The 17,429-nt window shown below is 57.0% G+C and carries 10 protein-coding genes; 8 read left to right on the plus strand and 2 right to left on the minus strand.

Annotated elements, in window-relative coordinates:
- Positions 1 to 5 precede the first annotated feature (5 nt).
- From PSC72_RS24110 to PSC72_RS24140, 7 genes are all read left to right on the plus strand, one after another.
- Positions 6 to 1,424 carry a DUF7139 domain-containing protein gene (locus PSC72_RS24110; protein WP_274326357.1) on the plus strand — a complete coding sequence of 473 codons (1,419 nt, stop codon included), beginning with the start codon at positions 6 to 8 and terminating at the stop codon, positions 1,422 to 1,424.
- A 60-nt stretch (positions 1,425 to 1,484) separates the two neighbouring features.
- Positions 1,485 to 3,866, plus strand: a complete 2,382-nt coding sequence (locus tag PSC72_RS24115; RefSeq protein ID WP_274326358.1) for a VirB4 family type IV secretion system protein — start codon at positions 1,485 to 1,487, stop codon at positions 3,864 to 3,866.
- Between the two features lie 78 nt (positions 3,867 to 3,944).
- Positions 3,945 to 5,912: a hypothetical protein gene (locus PSC72_RS24120; protein ID WP_274326359.1), complete on the plus strand. Its 1,968-nt coding sequence runs from the start codon at positions 3,945 to 3,947 to the stop codon at positions 5,910 to 5,912.
- Positions 5,913 to 6,053: 141 nt separating this feature from the next.
- Positions 6,054 to 7,613, plus strand: coding sequence for an ATP-binding protein (locus tag PSC72_RS24125; protein WP_274326244.1), 1,560 nt, complete (start codon positions 6,054 to 6,056; stop codon positions 7,611 to 7,613).
- Positions 7,614 to 7,810: 197 nt separating this feature from the next.
- Positions 7,811 to 10,477, plus strand: coding sequence for an McrB family protein (locus PSC72_RS24130; RefSeq protein ID WP_274326245.1), 2,667 nt, complete (start codon positions 7,811 to 7,813; stop codon positions 10,475 to 10,477).
- Positions 10,470 to 11,756, plus strand: coding sequence for an McrC family protein (locus tag PSC72_RS24135; RefSeq protein WP_274326246.1), 1,287 nt, complete (start codon positions 10,470 to 10,472; stop codon positions 11,754 to 11,756). The genes PSC72_RS24130 and PSC72_RS24135 overlap by 8 nt, the downstream gene beginning before the upstream one ends.
- A 103-nt stretch (positions 11,757 to 11,859) precedes the next feature.
- Entirely contained in the window at positions 11,860 to 12,246 is a 387-nt protein-coding gene (locus PSC72_RS24140; protein WP_274326247.1) for a hypothetical protein, read from the plus strand.
- 685 nt (positions 12,247 to 12,931) lie between these two features.
- Here PSC72_RS24140 and PSC72_RS24145 read toward each other — a convergent pair.
- Positions 12,932 to 14,233 (minus strand): IS4 family transposase, encoded by a 1,302-nt coding sequence (locus PSC72_RS24145; protein ID WP_328518201.1) that lies wholly within the window; start codon positions 14,231 to 14,233, stop codon positions 12,932 to 12,934.
- Positions 14,234 to 14,340: 107 nt separating this feature from the next.
- Entirely contained in the window at positions 14,341 to 15,630 is a 1,290-nt protein-coding gene (locus PSC72_RS24150) for an orc1/cdc6 family replication initiation protein (RefSeq protein ID WP_079980877.1), read from the minus strand.
- 643 nt (positions 15,631 to 16,273) lie between these two features.
- On the opposite strand from PSC72_RS24150, the gene PSC72_RS24155 reads away from it, so the two are divergent.
- Positions 16,274 to 17,425, plus strand: coding sequence for a competence protein CoiA family protein (locus PSC72_RS24155; RefSeq protein ID WP_274326248.1), 1,152 nt, complete (start codon positions 16,274 to 16,276; stop codon positions 17,423 to 17,425).
- Positions 17,426 to 17,429 lie beyond the last annotated feature (4 nt).

A 17,429-nucleotide genomic window follows, 5' to 3' on the forward strand; every position in this document is an offset into this window, starting at 1 on the left:
ACACGATGCTCATCGAGATCGAGCCCCGCGAGTGGCTGACGCTCTCCGAAGAGCGACGGACCAGCCTGTACATCTCGTACATGACGTTCCTCCGTGGGCTGCAGTTTCCGACACAGTTCCTGACGCTGACGACCCGGTTCGACGGCGACCGCTACCTCGAACGCTTCATCGGCCCGAATGCACTGGGCGCGCCAACCGGACAACCGACAGCCATCCCAGCAGAGGATGATGATGAGGCCCCGGACGAGGTCGTCGAGGGCCCCGCCACTGACGGTGGCGTCGCTACGGCGGACGTGGCTCCGCAGACACACATTGATCACGTCGCTGACTCTGCGCTCCTCGAGTACGGACGCGTTGCTCACGCGGAGTGGCTCGACCGAACGATTGCGCTCGCGAACGTCAGAGATCGTCGATTCTTCGTTGCCGTCGCGGTTATGAAGGGAGAAGACGACGAGGGCGGTCGCTTCGACGCGATTGCGGATGCCCTCCCGTTCGGAGGCGGTGCGAAGAACGTCGATGACGAAGAGCCGTATCTCGACGAGGTCTGGGCTCGCGTTCAGCGAGTCGCCTCACAGCTCCCCCGGACTCGCGTCGAAACCACGATCCTCGATGACAGAGCGAAGGTTCTAGACGTCCTCTACCAGGTCTATCGAGGACAGGAGGCACCAATCTCCTTCGAGCATAGCGTCTTCACCCAACCCGATGAGAAGACGCTGACCGATCCAGCGACTGGTGAGCGGTTAGATCTGGAAGCGGCGTTTGACAGCGCCGATCAAGAAGAGGCACTGCTCGAACCAGACGAGGACGCCGATCCGCGTCCGGAGACGACGGGCGACCTCCCGTATGGTGGTCGGGTCCAAGAGGAGTACGTCGAACAGGTCGACAACTCACGGATACTCGCGTGGTACGCCAGAGCCGTCGGTCCCATCGGTCAAGGGAAAAACTACCGCTCCCCGCTGTCGGTGTACGCTGGCGTAGGGTTGTTCGCTGCGAGCCTCCTGTTCGCAGTGATCGCGCTCGGGACGTTCCTCGGGAGCGGTCAACCTGGAAGTGAGTCCTACTGGTTCGTCCGCGAGGCCTCGTTCGGCCTTGCAGCGGGAAGCCTCCCGACCTTCCTTCTGAGTCTTGCCGTCCTGCTTCCATCGAGCCAGCGTGCGACCATCGTGGGCTTCGCTGGCGTCGGCGTGACCGCTGTGGCAGTCTACCTGTTCAGCCAGGCGTATCCCTTCCAGTGGGATAGTACGCCGACGGCGTCGACGGCGTTCGTCGTCGAGGTGTATGCAGTCGGGTTGCTGCTCCTCGTCGTCGGTGTCGGCCTCGCCGTTCGCGGTCGCAGAAACGTTCTCGAACACTTCGAGGAGATGAGTGAGCCGACGGACGAGAGTCGAGGCAACGATTCTCCGACGGAAGGGGCAGATGTCTGAGCGACCCGGGCTTCACCGGGCGGCGGTTACTCTGGCTCGACCGGGGCTGGAGGTCCAGAGATGATCAATCGAATCACGCAAGCGTTCAGTAACGATTCACCGGAAGACGGCGACGAACGGCTCCCGATAGATGGGCTGTCGGGCGAAGAAACACAGCACGCTCTCGACTACCTGAATCTCCTCGGTAAGGAGACGACGACCGAGAACATCGAGTGGGCGGCCTACCAGCTCCAGGCGGACGACGTCGACCTCGCGACGCCGATGGAGACGATGAAAGAGCGCGGGGAACTCGACAAGCGACTCATCGCACCGAGAGTCGTCCATGACTATCCGGAGTTCCAAATCCGCGACGACCGGATCTCACAGATTCTGACGGTCACCTCGTTCCCGCGGAAGGTGGGGCTGGGCTGGCTCGTTCCCCTCACGCTCGCTGATGTCGACCTCCGACTCTCGTTGCACGTTCGACCACGAGCCGCGAAGGATGTTCGTCGACAGCTCCAGAAGCGGTACACGCAGGCCGTCACTTCGGTCGCGGTGAAGCAGAAGCGCGGTCGGACGGACACCTATCAGGACGAACTCGAACGGCAAGACCTCGAACGCCTTCTCCAGAACACCATTCGAGGAACGACCAAGCTCTACGACGTCTCAATCTATCTCGAACTCGTCGCGGACACCCAGGACGAACTGGACGAGATGCTCGACCGCGTCGAAGCCATCCTCGCCGAGCAGGACGTCGACCTCAGTCCAGTCAAGCACCAACAACTGGACGCGATGGGCTCCGTCGCGCCGCTCGCGACCGACACGATCAACAACACCCATCCGATCCAGCTCGAAGCGCTGGGGACGTTCTTCAACCTGGTCGAGCCGTCCATCTACGACCCGGAGGGCGTCCTGTTCGGGTTCGACGATACGAAGCGCCCGGTCATCCTCGACCGCTACGCGCTATCGGGACACTCCATGGCGATCTCGGGGAAGACGGGGTCCGGGAAGTCCTACTTCAGGAAGATGGAGATCTACCGTCGCTTGCTCGGCGACCCGAACGTCCAGTGTATCCTGTTCGACCCTGCTGGCGACGACTATCCACGCTTCGCTCAGTCGCTGGGCGGCGAGGTAATCCGTTTCGGTGGGAACTACACGGTGAACCCGCTGGACATTTCGCCGCCTGCTGAGGCCGAATACGAGGGCGGAGAAGATACGTACGCGCTCACGATTCGGTCTGTCATCGAGATGCTGAACACGCACCTCGAACAGCGTGACGGGATGTCCGCCGGCGAGGAGGGCATCCTCATTCAGGCAGCCCACTACGCGTATCTCTCGAAGGGGATCATCCTCGGAGAGTTCGACACCTACGGCAACGAGTCGCCAGTCATCGACGACCTGATCCGAGGGGTGAACGTCATCGCAGCCGGCGGTATCGAAGCCGCGACCGACGCCGGCGTTATCGACGACGAAGAGGTGGAACACTTCCGAGCGCTCGGTGTGTTCGGTGACGAACTTGATGATGAATCCGACAGCAGTGCAGCTGCGAAGGGTGTCCCGTTCTCGGACACAATCGTCTCCCCGACCGAGCATCACGTCGCGCTTGCGACCTCGCTCCAACCGAAGTTCGAGTCGTTCAAGCCCGGCGGTATCAACCACAATTTGAACGGTCAGACGAACCTCGACCTCTCCTCTCGACTGGTCGTGATGGACATGAGTTCGTTCGCAGACACGGGCGAGATGCCGCTCATCCTCCACGCGATGCTCTCATGGGCGTACCTCGAGGCCAAGCGCTCGCCGTACAAGGTGGACGTGACCTTCGACGAGGCGCACTACCTTCTGGGACGGCCCGCTGCACGCGACCTGATCAACCTCTACATCCGGCACGCCCGCCACTACGAGGCGGGTCTAACGCTGATGAGCCAGACAGCCCACGAGTTCGTTCGGACGCCTGAACGCCGTGAGGTGTACGAGAACTGTGACGTGAAGTGCCTGTTCTACGCCGAGTCCGTCTCCGAGGAGACCGCCGAGTACTACGGGCTGTCCGCCGACGAAATCCGATTCATCCAGACGGCGGCGCGTGGACAGGACTCCGACTACTCGGAGTGTCTGCTCGCGACGAGTGTCCACGGTCGACGCCGTCTCGAAATTCGGAGCGGGCCGTTCGAACACACGGTTCTCGACGACGCGCTAGACCCGTGGGACTGGCTCGCCGGCGTCGAAGGCGTCGATCTCGTCGAAGGAGAGGGCCACGCTCGAAACGTCGAACTCCACGAGGACCTCGACATGACCGACCTGCCCCACGTGATGAATCGAGACATGGACCTCCAGATGGCGATGGAAGCTGATTTCGACGACGGTCTCTCTGTCGAGATCGACGAACCATCGATAGACGCCAGCGACGTAGACCCGGACGCTCCAGCCGGGTCGAGCGAGAACGGAAACACCCCGGAGGAGGCATGAACTCGTCACTCCATACACTGGCGACCGCTTACGGGATTCAGACGAGCGGACGCGTCGACGACATCGAGGATCTGGCCGATGGGTGACCTCCTAGACCTCGGCTGGATTCCCGACGCTATTGCTCGGGCACTCTTCGAGTTCATCCGCTCGATGCTCGTGAGCGCGATCAACTTCATGTTCAACTTCGGGCTGAAGCCACTGCTGAACATCGATCCAGCAATCATGACCAGTACCCAGGTCACGACCGCCTGGGACGACGTCTTCCGTCTCTCGATCGCACTTCTCCCGATTCTGATCGCCGCCGGACTGATCGCGATGCCGTTCAGTCAGGACCGCGAAGCCTCGCTCTGGAACATGGTGGCCCGCGTGGTCGCCGTCATCTTCTTCATCGCTATCTCGCAGCCGCTGTTCGGGTTCCTCATCGAAGCCTCGAACGCGGTCACGAATGCGCTTGCACCAGCGACGTTCGTCCTCACGTTCAACGCCGACCTCGGCGGGAGCTGGGGATCCACGCTCGGACTTGGCGTCGAGGTGGTCGCGCTTCTCGTGGCAGTGCCGCTGATGCTCATCGCGACGATCCTTGCGTCTGTTCTGCTGGTCCTCCGGCAGTTCATCGTCGTTACGGTCGCCGTGGGTGCGCCTTTCTTCGCCGTCCTGTGGTACGCGAACTGGGGGCCGATGAAGGCGATCAGCAACTTCGCTGCGACGTGGCTCCGAATGGGCGTCTACGCCCTGCTCGTCGGTCCGATCATCGCCCTGGTGATGCGTGTTTTCAACGTCATCGCGACCGGTGGTATCTCCGCGACCGGCGACGTCGCCGACTTCTACGTTTCGGCAGCATTGGCGTTGATCTTCCCGATCATCCTGTTCGTCGTGATCTGGAAGACCATCGGTTGGGCAGGCCAGCCGCTCGGCGTCGACGCCGCATTCACCATGACTGTGGCCGCCGCAATCGCAGCCACCGGCGTCGGTGCAGTCGCTGTCGGCGCGGGAGCCGGGTCGGCGGCTGTCAGCAGTGCCTCCAGCTCTGGATCTGGAGCAGCGAGTGGTGGGAGTGCCGGCGGGGCAAGTAGTGGCGGAGCCGGTGCCGCTGGAAGCGGAGGGACCGCGTCGGATCCATCTGCTTCCACCGGGAACTCGACCGTCGGCGGCACGATGCGGAGTAGTATCTCAGATGCGCTGGGTGCTCGAGAATCGGCCGTTGAGGACAGTGTCGATTCAGCACCAGGGTTGTTCTCAAGAGGAAAAGACTCTGCAGCTGGATTTGTTGCTGGTGCCCCAGGAGTAAACACCGCGCGTTCACACGCAAATCGGGCTAGCTCTGCCGCAAAGAGACTGGGTTCAAAAGCGAAGAGCGGTGGATTAGGTAGCGCTCGTAAGGCAATTGGGTCGGAGAGCATCGACAGTCATCGAAGAGCGATCAGTCAGAATCTTGCTGCCGCCGATGAGGCCGATGCGAACCGCGACTTCCTGACTGAGGCCTACCAAAATGGCGAATTCGATGTCACAGAGGCTTCCAGTCGGGGGATTCTGACTGGTGCTGAAGAGCCAGCGACTGGAGTCTCCACTGTGACTCCCGATGCTGAGGGCAAGGTGACCTACGAGACCACATCTGGCGGGAGTACAACCATCGACATTAACGATAGAGCCCAAAACTTCGGTCAGCAGGCTGCGGCGCTCAGAGATGACGCCTCCAAGTCGGCTAGGAGTGTGAAACGACTTCGGACTGCACAGAGCGCGGCGAAAGCTCCAGGACGAGCTGCGATCACGACCGGTCGAGCCAGCAAGCAAGTTGGGAAGACAGGAGTTAAGGCCGGAAAGGCAAGCGGAATCGTCTTCGCAGGGGCAATGACGCGAAGCCCATACGCAGCGTACAATATGGGAAATCGGGGTGGAAAACACCTCATCGGCCCTGGAAACGACGAGTTGGCTGATTCAGCAAGTGAGGCAGACATCGACTGGGCAGCCCAAAGAGAGGGGCCGAATCAAGCCTCCGACCCTCCGTGGGAGAATGATAGTGGAGGTGAGCAATCAGAGACGCTGTGAAATTGCGCCTGGGACTACGACCCGACCACCTCCCTACGGAGCGAGATGTTATAGCGTAGTAACGGCATAGAGTGTGTGTAGAAGCCTATGAGTACGTCTTCGGTGACGTACTCAGTTTACAGAGGGACCCCTCGTGAGCCGATGAAACTCCTCAACACCGTACTCTCCGTAATCATCTTCCTCGGTATATTCGCCACTATCGAGTACGTGACCTACCGAGTCATGGAGCGAGATCACAAGAAGCGGAGCATATACAGGCTATTCTTTATTTTCGCCTGGTCTGCGTTGGCGCTTATCCACATGTGGATAGTGGCCCCTTGGCTCGATCTGCCACCGAATGCTATAGTGGCTCTCGGGCTCGGGATCCTGATTGTCTATGTCGCAGGTGGATTCGGCCTTCCCCTATTCAAATCAGTAGGTGTCATCGGACTCTTCCCATTCGCACTCGTGTATGAGATATTCGTCGTCCTGTTGCTTTCTGCAGAGGCTGTGTCGTTGGCTGCTTCTTCTCTTCCAGTTCCCCAGTTTGGATTCTTCTCGGCAGTCGTTCCAGCTGACGTTCGGATACAGGCGGCTCTCGTATTGGTTGTTTCTGCCTCTATCGTCTCGGCGATGTACTACAATCCCCGAGGAGAAAACGGGTACCACTACGCTACTGGCCGTCATGTAACGCCGAACGTCGATTACGACAAGTTCAGACAGATCCAGCGAGAGGGTGAGACAGCTCGGGATGGGCCGGACTCGTCGAATGTTACCAGCTCAGACAAGACTCAACGTCACTCCCAGACCTCCAGGGCACCAGCGAAAGCAGCTACCGACGAATTCGAGTACGACTGGATGAACTCAGAGATTGGCTTCAACGACGTTGGGGGCTACTACGAAGTCAAGCAGCGGCTCACAGACGAGGTTCTACAACCAATTCATGCAGCGACCCAGGGTGACGAACGCTTCGACCGTTTCGGAATCGAGCCATCACGAGGGATTCTCCTCCACGGACCACCAGGAACTGGGAAGACTCTGTTTGCTCGAGCGCTAGCAGGAGAACTCGCTGTCCCGTTCGTCGAGTTAGGTCCTGCTGACATCACGAGTAAATGGATCAACGAGGGTCCGCAACGAGTTCGCCAGTTGTTCGAAGAAGCTGAGTCGCTTGGCCCATGTGTGATCTTCCTCGACGAGGCTGAACATCTCCTCGGTGGTCGCGATGTCGGCGCCGGCGGAGCTCACGCTGAAGACCGGAAGATTACGAGCGAACTTCTGGTCCACCTCACTGCAGACGATCGGACAGCCATCGTTGTCGGAGCAACGAATCGCCCCGAAGACATCGACCCAGCGATTCTTCGACCAGGACGATTAGCCACGCATATCGAGATTGATCTTCCCGAAGAGGAGAGTCGTCACGCGATTTTCCAGTCGAAACTACAGGGGGTTCCGCACGACCTCTCGGGCGATGATTTTGCAGATCTCGCAAGGCGGAGTCGCGGTCTCAGTGGTGCAGATATCGAAGAAATCGTCACGAAAGCGAAGCGGAGTGCGGCGACGCGAGATGCCGACGGGGTTTCTCTAGAAGACTTCCCGAGCGTCGAGGACCTCGATGTGACCAGTAGGTCATCCTCCACTAACCGAACTCCACAAGTCGGTTCTGGCGATGTCGACTGGACCGATTCTGCATCAGACGACGATTCTGCCGTCGGGTTCCAGTGAGATTTAGTCGAGGAAAACAGAGATTCCATTGCGGTTAGTTACCCCACAAAACCAAACAAGTTCTGATTCGTGGGGTAACTCTTGTGAGAGCGAATATGCCCTCATTCCCTGAAGAGATATTCTAGCCAACGAGACCCTGTTCGGGAGATTATGAGTAGCGAAACTGATATTTGAGTAGGGTATCATCTCATCCGTAGATGTCGAGCTTTCTCAAAATTCAGGGGTTCGTGTTCGATACGCAGGCACTGAAGGATGCGTATCTAGCGGTTCCACCTGCGGCGCGTTCGTCCAACAAGGGGTACGATGAGACAGCGCTCGAAGCGCTGATCCGGTATTTTGCTGACTGGTGGCCTGCCCGTGAAGAGTCATTAATGGCACAACCAGAAGAGACGTTGGAGTCCTTGTCCGGCGATGAAAAGAGAGAGCTCTACAACGAATTTACCAAGCGGTTAGCCAGAAATCTCGAAGAGCAGTACAGCAGAGATATTGATCAAGAGAAATTTGAGGGGTTTCTCCACCGAATCACACAACAACCTGTACCGAAGCCACTTGGAACGTTCTTCTTACGCTGGTTGTGGCGGTTTTCGAAGCAGTTGCATGAGTACGACCAGACGCTGTTTTCTGGCTCAGAGCAGCTCGAAAGCTCTGCTGATTCAGATATCGACAATCCTGACGAGGTCGGACTAATACCAGCAATCCATCGCCTTCCTGGAGAATACCTGGAGACGAAGCACGCTCAGTACGAGGGTGATATCAAAGTCAATCAGATCCGGTTCAGCGCACTGGAAAGGATCCGGCAACAGGGTTCGTTGTCAGAAGAAGATCTGCAGACGTTCGTGGATGAAGAGAATACAAAGTATGACACTGACATCATGCGGGCGTTCGATTCATTCAGCGTTCTCGGTCAACTGTACTTCGACTATTTCCGCCCGCGTGTCAGTGCATATTTAGACGATATTACGAGCGCTCTGATTGAGGAGGTGGGAATTGACGAAAGTATGGCTCACGTCGTCGATTTCCTCGCCCCTCGAAATATCCTTAGTGACGACGCCTGGTTTGCGATCTATCCCGAAAGCCGTGGGAGCAAGGGCAACGCGTACCAGTTGTTCATGGGGATTCAGTGGGACGGTGTGCGGTACGGGTTGTACGTTGGAGACGAACTACGTGAAGATGGATGGCAAGACCGAGTCGATATTGAGACCATCACCGAAACCGACGCGCTGACGCTGGATCTCTTGATCGACAAATTCGACGAAGTGCTGCCGGAGTACTATCGGTTGAATGAGATTCAGAGTGTTGACCCACCAGAACGGCCGCCAGAAGACGTGGTTGAGACGGTAACGCGACAGTTGGAGTCTGCAAAGCAGGTCGTGTTCTATGGACCACCGGGAACGGGTAAGACGTTCGAGGCGAAGCGTTTTGCCGATTGGTGGGTGTTCAACCAGAGCGACGGGAAGCCGCGCGATGAGCAGGTTGCGTCCGTAACGTTCCATCCCTCGTTCTCGTATGAAGACTTCATTGAGGGGCTGACTGCTGAGGCCACAGAAGGAGGCGACGTCCAGTACCAGATCGAAGACGGGGTGTTGAAGCGTGTCGCGGAACGGGCTCAAAAAGCGTACGACCAAGCACAGGAGTCCGCCTCGGCCTCGGACGGATTTAGTGAGTCTGGATCCGCACCCCCGTATGTTCTCATCATCGACGAGATCAATCGCGGGAATCTCGCCCAAGTGTTCGGAGAGGTCATCACGTTACTTGAGGCAGACAAACGCGGGAGCTTTGAGGTTTCATTGGCTCACTCTGGTAAACAGTTCTCGCTGCCGCCTAATCTATACGTGATTGGAACCATGAACACAGCCGATCAGTCGATTGCGCTGGTAGATACAGCACTTCGCCGGCGCTTCCGGTTCGTGGATTTCCCTCCGGATCTCAATGTGGTCTGGCAGGAATACAACATGGAGACGAACTCACCGACCGTTGCAGTGACGCAGCCAGGCGCTGCAGGCTCTCGCAGAGAACAATTGTTGGGCGCAAGTGTAGAGGCGATATCGGAGCTGAATAAGCGGATTCTGCATGCACCTGAGCTTGGGAAAGGCAAGCAGCTCGGTCACACCTACTTGCTTGGACATGATTCAGCAATAGACGTCGTCGACGCATGGCGGTACGATATCCTTCCGCAACTGGAGGAGTACTATTTCGGCCAATTCGACCGGCTTCAGAACGACCTTCTCACCGAAACCGGCGAACGCCTCATCGATTGGGAGACAGAACAGATTCGGTCATTCGATGCCGAGTCGTTGTATATCGCGCTATGCCAGATTGCGCGAATCAGCGACCCGATCCCGCTTATTGATACATCAGAGGTAGTCGTTTCCGACGGAGACGGTACATCGGTCGAGGCTCAGGATTCCTGGGCTGCCGGCGAGAAGACACAGGAAGCATTTCGAGAGCGTATACGAAGCAATTTGAATTCGGAAGCCGCAGAACGGGTCGAACGGCTGTTGGCCATCGGTGAGGACCTTGGATGGGTTGATACTGGCCGGGGAGATCAATTCCCAACAGCCCAGCTCAAAACCGACGACATTGATCCTGGTGTCGGCGTGATTCAACTCAATCAGGACGGGGAAATCGATTTCCGATGGGATTGGCTTTCGGGTCGCGAAGAGAATTCGCTCACTCCAGAATTCATAGATGATGCTGCATCCGTATTTGATGAAATCGACGGATATGCACACTCATGGAATCCTGATGAGGAAGAGTTCGAATCACCGACGCTCGATGTCACCACGTTAACCGACGAAGAGATGGACGCATTGGTTGAGGGGCTCCAGTCCTTCGCTCAACAGGCGGCAAACCAAGATGAGTGAGTTTGCTGTCAGCCACTTCGGACCCGTAGTTGACTCTACATCGAAGGATGAAACGGTTCCACCGTCAGACCCGATCTCGCTAGAGGAACACGACCAAACAATTCCATTTGAGATTGGTGAAGAAGATATTGCCTTTCTAGAACAACTTGAGGAGGAGTGTACGCCAGCACCGCTCTCCATATCATATACAAGCGAGGGACAAGCGGTACTTTCTACGGGCTCGCATGTTGGTGTGTTGACCCTCCCAAGCGGAACGCAGGTGGAGGTAACACCGAAACGGTCCGTCACTAACCTACTCTGGGCACTGCAATATGCCTTCGATACCCCTGTCGAGTCAATTGATGTCGAGACAGAGTTTAGTGCTGCATCGACCTTTTTCGATGCAATCGCTGTATTGTTCCTCAGTGAGCTACGGACTGTTCTCGACCGAGGACTGCATCGGGAATACGTTAGGACGAGCTCGGTTCGAGAGCACGTCACCGGTCGAATTGACGTCCAACGACAGCTCCGGCGATCGATAAGTGCACCAACGGACTTTGCGATCGAGCACGATGAGTTCACGGCGGATTCTGAATTGAATCGTGCTGTACTCACAGCGACTCGAGTCCTCACACGGTTGGTTCGAGATACAGACCTCGGCAGCAGTCTCCGTGTTCAGGAGCAGCGGCTCCGGCAGTTTGTAACCCCTTCGTCAGTCTCAGTGGAGGCAGTAGAACGAATCGAGCTGTCGCGACTGAATGACCATTACGAGACTCTGGTAGACCTGACTCGGACTGTTTTGACACGTGATTTCTTCGAGGATGTTAGTGCTGGATCACAGCGGTCACTCGCTCTCTTCGTGAATATGAATTATATTTTTGAACGGATCGTAGAACGGGCATTTCGGGCGGCAGCGAAGGAACACGGTGATTTGGTCGTGGAAGGGCAAGCGTCAATTCAAAACATCGTAGATGGACCACATGCCGTCTCGATGCGTCCTGATGTCGTCGTCAGAGATCGCGAAGGAGCCCCGATTACGGTTATAGACGCGAAATGGAAGACAGGTTCTGTTTCATCTGGAGACGTGTACCAGTTGACCTCCTATATTCTTGCGATGGAGACTGACGGAGCGCTGGTTTTCCCAGGACATCGAGATCGAGGATCAGAACAATCGAGGGTGTTAGACGAATTCAGACTCCGCTCGAGAACCATCTCCACAAATGCGCCTGTTTTTTCGTACGACGATTATGTCGACGCGCTCGAATCAAGTGCATCTGATTATCTCGTCGAAGTACTGTAGTTACAGGTCCTGCGTCACCGGGGAGAGCTTCTTCGTTTGGACCTGAGAGAGCGACTTTGAGTTACCCCACAGATTGATATCTATCGCCCACTGTGGGGTAACTATGGGAGAAGATGAGTCAACGAAACCACCAGCGCCCGATCTTCCGAAGTATCTTCGCGAGCCACTGGAGAAGCAATCGTCGGAGCGACTCGAAGAGGTTGCGTCGTACGCGACCGAGTTGGGGAAATGGAAACGGCAGCAACGCCAAGATGAACTCGAACGTCGACGGGCTGAAGAAGAAGTCGACGAGGAGGACCTCGAGGACCTGGAAGAACGTGAAATCTCGACAAATCCGAAGGACTACGATGATGTTCCTGCTAGCGGGGCCTACATCACGGTGAAGACAACGAAGCAGACCGGAGAGAGAAGTTACCGGTACTACTACTGGCAGTGGCGAGTGGGCGATTCGTGGAAGAACGAGTACATTGCACCGGTTAACCCAAGGTGAGAACGAGCTCGACGAGGCCAGAAACCGGGACCCTCTCCCCCCGTCATCGATGTGTAAAACCGTGAGAAGGGGGCGGGGGGAGAAGACGAGATTATGCGAAAATGGACGGAACAGCCGCAGACACGGACGAGAGGTCGTGAGACTCCTAAAGTAACTTCTCTAGAAGTTATGACTCTAGTCTGACGAAGTTTTATGTAACCTCCGGATTAACCAGAACCGCAATGGACCTAGAGTGAGTGTCAGGTGGAGTGATGCTCCAGCTGACCGAGCGAGGTCAATCGTTCTGAATGATCGGTATTCTACACCCCCTTCCCTTGCTATCACTAGCGTTAGGCCTTCTTACCCTGAATGAGACCGTTCGCTCTATCGCTTCTACCCGCCCTTCATCGGTGATTTACACATCGATGACGGGGGGAAGGGGTTGCGTTATGGACTCGAGGCCATTCGTGGGGGACTTCCTCCCTGTCGTTTGCCGGACGAGATCTTCCAATACCGATAGAGTCTGACAAGAGTGATCTGCACTATTCGCGACCTGGACTCTGCGTTCACTAATATCGAACGCCCTTGATCGGTTTCGTGGAACTAGTCACTGCATCGAAATCAGTTACACTTCGATGACGGGGGGAGGGGTTAGGAACTTACACATCGACGACGGGGGGTGTGTCTACACTCCATCCATCTTCGGTTAAGCGGTCAAACCGCCAGATAGCGCGTTACTCACTTCCCCGATCAGTGTCTGGCGTGATGCCGGTTGATTGAGTGCTTCCTGAGTGAGAAACGCCTCTAGGTCAGGCGGTGGATAGCTGTAGACCGCAGCCAGTTCGTGGAGGATGAGCTGGGCGGCCGACCGAAAGGTCGCCGCCCAGCGTTCCTTCGGTACACCTGCCACGGGGTGATCGGCGTGGTCACAGATCGTTCGAAGGATGGCTCTGCTGACCACCAGCGTCAGCAGAGCCGCAAGGATCTGAATCCGTACGATGTGAGCCTTCCCTGTCTCAAAACTCGTCAACTCGTACTGTGACTTGAGTTCCCTGAACAGCAGCTCAACTTCCCACCGAGCACGGTACAGGAAGCCAATTTCGTCAGGACGGAACTGCTCTCGCGGGAGGTTCGTGATGTAGAGATGGTAGTCGTCGGCGTCCTCGTTGCGGACGCCGACGACGCGGAACGCCTTCGTATCCAGTGACCGCGTTCCGTTGTACGGCCCGCGTTTGAACTCTGCTTCCACCTCAACGTCGATATACTGCCGAGAGAGGTCACCAACCACATCGTGGATCTGCTTGCCTTCCAAGGGAATGGCGCGGCCGCGCCATTCCCGTAGTTCCGCCGTTATGACCGGGTTTGCGTCAGGCTTGAGCCGACTCACGAAGAAGCCGTCGTTCTCGTCGATCAGGGCGAAGCGTCGATACTTGAAGAAGCCCTGATCAAACAGAAACAGCCGTCCTCGGAGCCACGACCCGGTCTTGAACAACGTGCTTTCGTGGACACGCTCGTCGGTGATCTCTGTCGAGATCACCGACTGATCCGTGATGTTGTGAACGAGGTATAGCATCGCGCCGGACTGGTCGTCGTGAGTGGCTTCGAACTCCGAGAGAAGCCGATGCAACCGGAAGACGGTTGCATCGGCGACCATCACGTCTCGAAACCGCTGGAAGGCAGGGGCGACGTGATGGGGAACAGCGACCTCCTCGACGGCGTGGTCGAGGAGGTCGCGGAGGAGATCAGCCAACTGGTCGCTGAAGCGGTCGTAGAAGCTCGATGGAGCGACCGACTGATTCGTCGCTAACTCGTAGGATCGACGATATCCGGCGATAGAGCGAGCTTCGCCGTTGGCGGCGAAGCCCAAGACGAGCGTCCAGACGAGCATCCGAACGTCGATCTTCCGGTCACGTTGGACGACCTCGCGCTCGTGCGCGAGGTCTTCGATCAGTCCCGATGGAAACAGCGAAGTCAGCAGAGATCGTACTGCATCTGAGGAGGGTTCCATTCCACTTCCTCCTCATCGCTGCATGTTCAGATAGCCGTCGGCTTGCGGTTCCACTCCTTAACCGAAGATGGATGGTCTACACTCATACTCCGCGAAAAGCGCCCGCTTCAGTCCTGGTGGAAGTCCTTCAGCTGTGCGTTGACCACCGTTCGGAGGAGTTCCTCTTGTTCGGCAATACTCTCTAATCGGGTGTCTTCCGTAATCCGTTTCATGATTCCCGTGGGGTCACCCGTGAAGGTGAACTCCATGTACATCCCACCACCGCGACCGCGGCTTTTCCTCGACGTCGAAATCAAGCCGTACGTGGAAAGCTCTTTGACGTACTTGACGTACGTCTCCCGAGTCATCTGGTCCGCGTCGAGCTCATCCGTCACCCACTGATACACTTTGAATCCGACGGGGCTCGGAACAGAACTTCCAGAGCGCTTCGAGTAATGCGCGACGGCAGCAGTGGCGTACAGCGAGATCTTTTTCTGCGTCGTGAGTCCCTCGACGAGCTTCAGCGAACGGTCCTTGTCGATCTCTTCCTGTGATTCGCGGACGTGATGTTCCTCGACGCTGTCGTCACTACGCTCGTCGGCGAGGTCGCCGGCGCCACGGAACAGGTCGATTGCCTTCCGAGCATCCCCGTGACTTTGTGCTGCGAAGGCAGCGACGAGTGGAATCACGTCATCGGAGAGCGCATCCGGTCGGAAGGCGTCGCGACGATTCTGGAGTATCTCACGCAACTGGTTGGCATCGTAGTCCGGGAAGTACACGTCCCGTGGGTTGAACGAACTCTCGGCTCGCCCGTCGATGTCCTCCATGAACTTCGGATCGTTCGTCAGCGCCGCGACGGAGACTCTACCCTCGATCTCATTCGTGTTGCTGGCTCGTGAGAGCTGGTAGAGCAGCTTCGAGTAGGCGGGTTCGTCGTTAGCGCGGCGTCCGACCAGGAGGTCGATCTCGTCGAGGATGAAGATGACCGAGTCGTAGTGGGTGTTGATGAGTTCGTAGAGGCGTCGGTACTTGCGTTTAGTCGAGACGCCAGTTTCGGGCACGCCCACTTCTGCACCGACGTCTTTCGCGACTGTCTGGACGAGTTCGTAGACCGCCTGATCGAGGGTATTGATCGGCTGGCAGTTGATGTCGACGACACCGAAGCTCTCACCCTTCGATTTGCAAAGCTCGACGATTTGCTGCGTCACGGCACCGATGATGAGTGACTTCCCAGTACCGGCAGGACCGTAGAGCAGCATATTCGGCGGACGATTCCCTTGCAGTGTCGGCTTCAGGAACGATACGACGGACTCGAGTTGGTCGTCGCGACCGACGATCCGCTCTTCGTCGATGATGGTGTCGGGCTCGACGAGGTCGCGGTTGACGAAGACTGACCCGCCACCGTCCTCGTTGAGCATATCCCGGATCGACTGCTGTGTACTTCCGTCAGCGTCGTCTTCGGAAAGATCGAGAGACGCGTTGTCGGCAGCAGTATTGTCCTGAGTGGCGTCGGACGTGTCCTCTGTCTGTGATTGCGTTGCTTCATCTTCCAACGTAGATTGATCAGTGCCACCCTGATTGCTGCCGGCCATACTTCTGCTGTGTGACGGAGGTATTAAAAAGATTACCTCCGTCGATGTATATCTCTCCGCGTCATTTGGGCTACTCCTCATATTCGGCATTCTGGGCTATCTCGGCTCAATACCGGTGACGAAGTACATTGCTGTGGTTCTCCCCCCGTGTTCGAAGTGTAACAGCGAGCGGTTCGGCTGGATTTGGATACTGCTGTGATATTGTCGTCCAAATAATCTGTCAGCCACACCCCCCCCGTCATCGATGTGTAACTCGCACATCCTCCGCAGTCCTCGACTGAAATCTTCCCCACACGTGCCGCACCCCCCGTCATCGAAGTGTAAAAGTCGACTCCTGCATATAGATCTACGGCTCAACCGGTGCTGGAAGATAGTACGTTGCGACCGATTGCGGGTGATACCATCGCGGCGCATGTCGCAGAAACTGTCTTTACGTCTGCCAAGTAACCTATTCCCTAAAACGAGTCTGATGCCCTACTTAGCCCTCCTCGACGACACTCGAGTCATTCCTCCACAAGTAGACGATGGAGAGACCGTCTCCTGCCCTGTCTGCGAACAACCGATGGCCGTAGTGAAATCACACGAACGGGGGAACGCCTTCATTTCTCGGCATTTTCGTCACCACGAACAGGAACAGAGGTCTGAGATCTCTACAAAATCAGGGCAGGTCACGTTCGATGATCTCGCCACGACCGGCGAGTGCCCTGGTGAGTCAGATGAGCATCTGAAGATGAAGTCAATCGCCTATGCTCGTCTCGAACACGATTTCCCCGACGCCACAGTAGAATTGGAATCGGGCGTCGGTGACCGAATTGCTGACGTATTGGTGACCTTCGACGAGCCCTGTCATCCGTATGGGAAGGGAATTGCTGTGGAGGCTCAGTATCGAAATCACGGAAAGGATATCGAGGCGGTCACGGAGCATTATCTCGACCGGGAGTACAGTGTCGCATGGCTCGATGAAGCCGACTTCACCGAGTATGACGTGGATCTCTCCGGTATGCTGACCGTCTGGCCCTACGTGCTTCCGAGTAGGACTGGAACCGAAGGCTATCCCGACGTGACGAGATGGCTCTGGCAGGAGAAGTCAGTCTCTGTGTCCATGGAAGTCCCGATCCCTGGTGAGTTCTGGGCTTCATTCGACAAGTCCGGAGAGTGGGTAACCGTCGCACAGCGCCGGATTCGTCAGAAGGGACGGGCGTGGGTGACGATTTCTCGCTCACCAACAGAGAATCTCACTTTCCAACTCGGAAAGAAGGACTGGGGATGGAACGCAGATACGCATCGAGTCACGGTCCAGCTCGAACAGAGCGATTGTGCGGAATTACGGTCCTTTGTAGAGACACTCCAGCCGAAAGCGTTCGGTCAAGAACGTCCATCGGAGGCGGAGCGCGAACACCCCTGGCACGACCTCACCACCGCCTGGCTAGCGGGCTCCCCCAGAGTAACGGCGTGGCTTTCAGCATCCCTCTCTCCAGATGGGGACGTCGTCCTCTCTCTGGGGAAGAAACATCCCAAGGAAACCGATCGGGTCACGGTTCAAGTCGATGAATCCGTCGTCCCTGCGCTCCGAGAATTAACCGACCTGCTCGAAACAGCCTTCGAAATAGAATCGGGATGACCTC

Origin of the sequence: Halosimplex aquaticum (genome assembly GCF_028747785.1) — an archaeon.
GTDB lineage: Archaea > Halobacteriota > Halobacteria > Halobacteriales > Haloarculaceae > Halosimplex > Halosimplex aquaticum.

Bases quoted from the DNA above. Each gene is read 5' to 3' on its own strand.
- PSC72_RS24110 (WP_274326357.1), top strand. From the start codon at position 6: ATGCTCATCGAGATCGAGCCCCGCGAGTGGCTGACGCTCTCCGAAGAG.
- PSC72_RS24115 (WP_274326358.1), top strand. From the start codon at position 1,485: ATGATCAATCGAATCACGCAAGCGTTCAGTAACGATTCACCGGAAGAC.
- PSC72_RS24120 (WP_274326359.1), top strand. From the start codon at position 3,945: ATGGGTGACCTCCTAGACCTCGGCTGGATTCCCGACGCTATTGCTCGG.
- PSC72_RS24125 (WP_274326244.1), top strand. From the start codon at position 6,054: ATGAAACTCCTCAACACCGTACTCTCCGTAATCATCTTCCTCGGTATA.
- PSC72_RS24130 (WP_274326245.1), top strand. From the start codon at position 7,811: ATGTCGAGCTTTCTCAAAATTCAGGGGTTCGTGTTCGATACGCAGGCA.
- PSC72_RS24135 (WP_274326246.1), top strand. From the start codon at position 10,470: ATGAGTGAGTTTGCTGTCAGCCACTTCGGACCCGTAGTTGACTCTACA.
- PSC72_RS24140 (WP_274326247.1), top strand. From the start codon at position 11,860: ATGGGAGAAGATGAGTCAACGAAACCACCAGCGCCCGATCTTCCGAAG.
- PSC72_RS24145 (WP_328518201.1), bottom strand. From the start codon at position 14,233: ATGGAACCCTCCTCAGATGCAGTACGATCTCTGCTGACTTCGCTGTTT.
- PSC72_RS24150 (WP_079980877.1), bottom strand. From the start codon at position 15,630: ATGCTCAACGAGGACGGTGGCGGGTCAGTCTTCGTCAACCGCGACCTC.
- PSC72_RS24155 (WP_274326248.1), top strand. From the start codon at position 16,274: ATGCCCTACTTAGCCCTCCTCGACGACACTCGAGTCATTCCTCCACAA.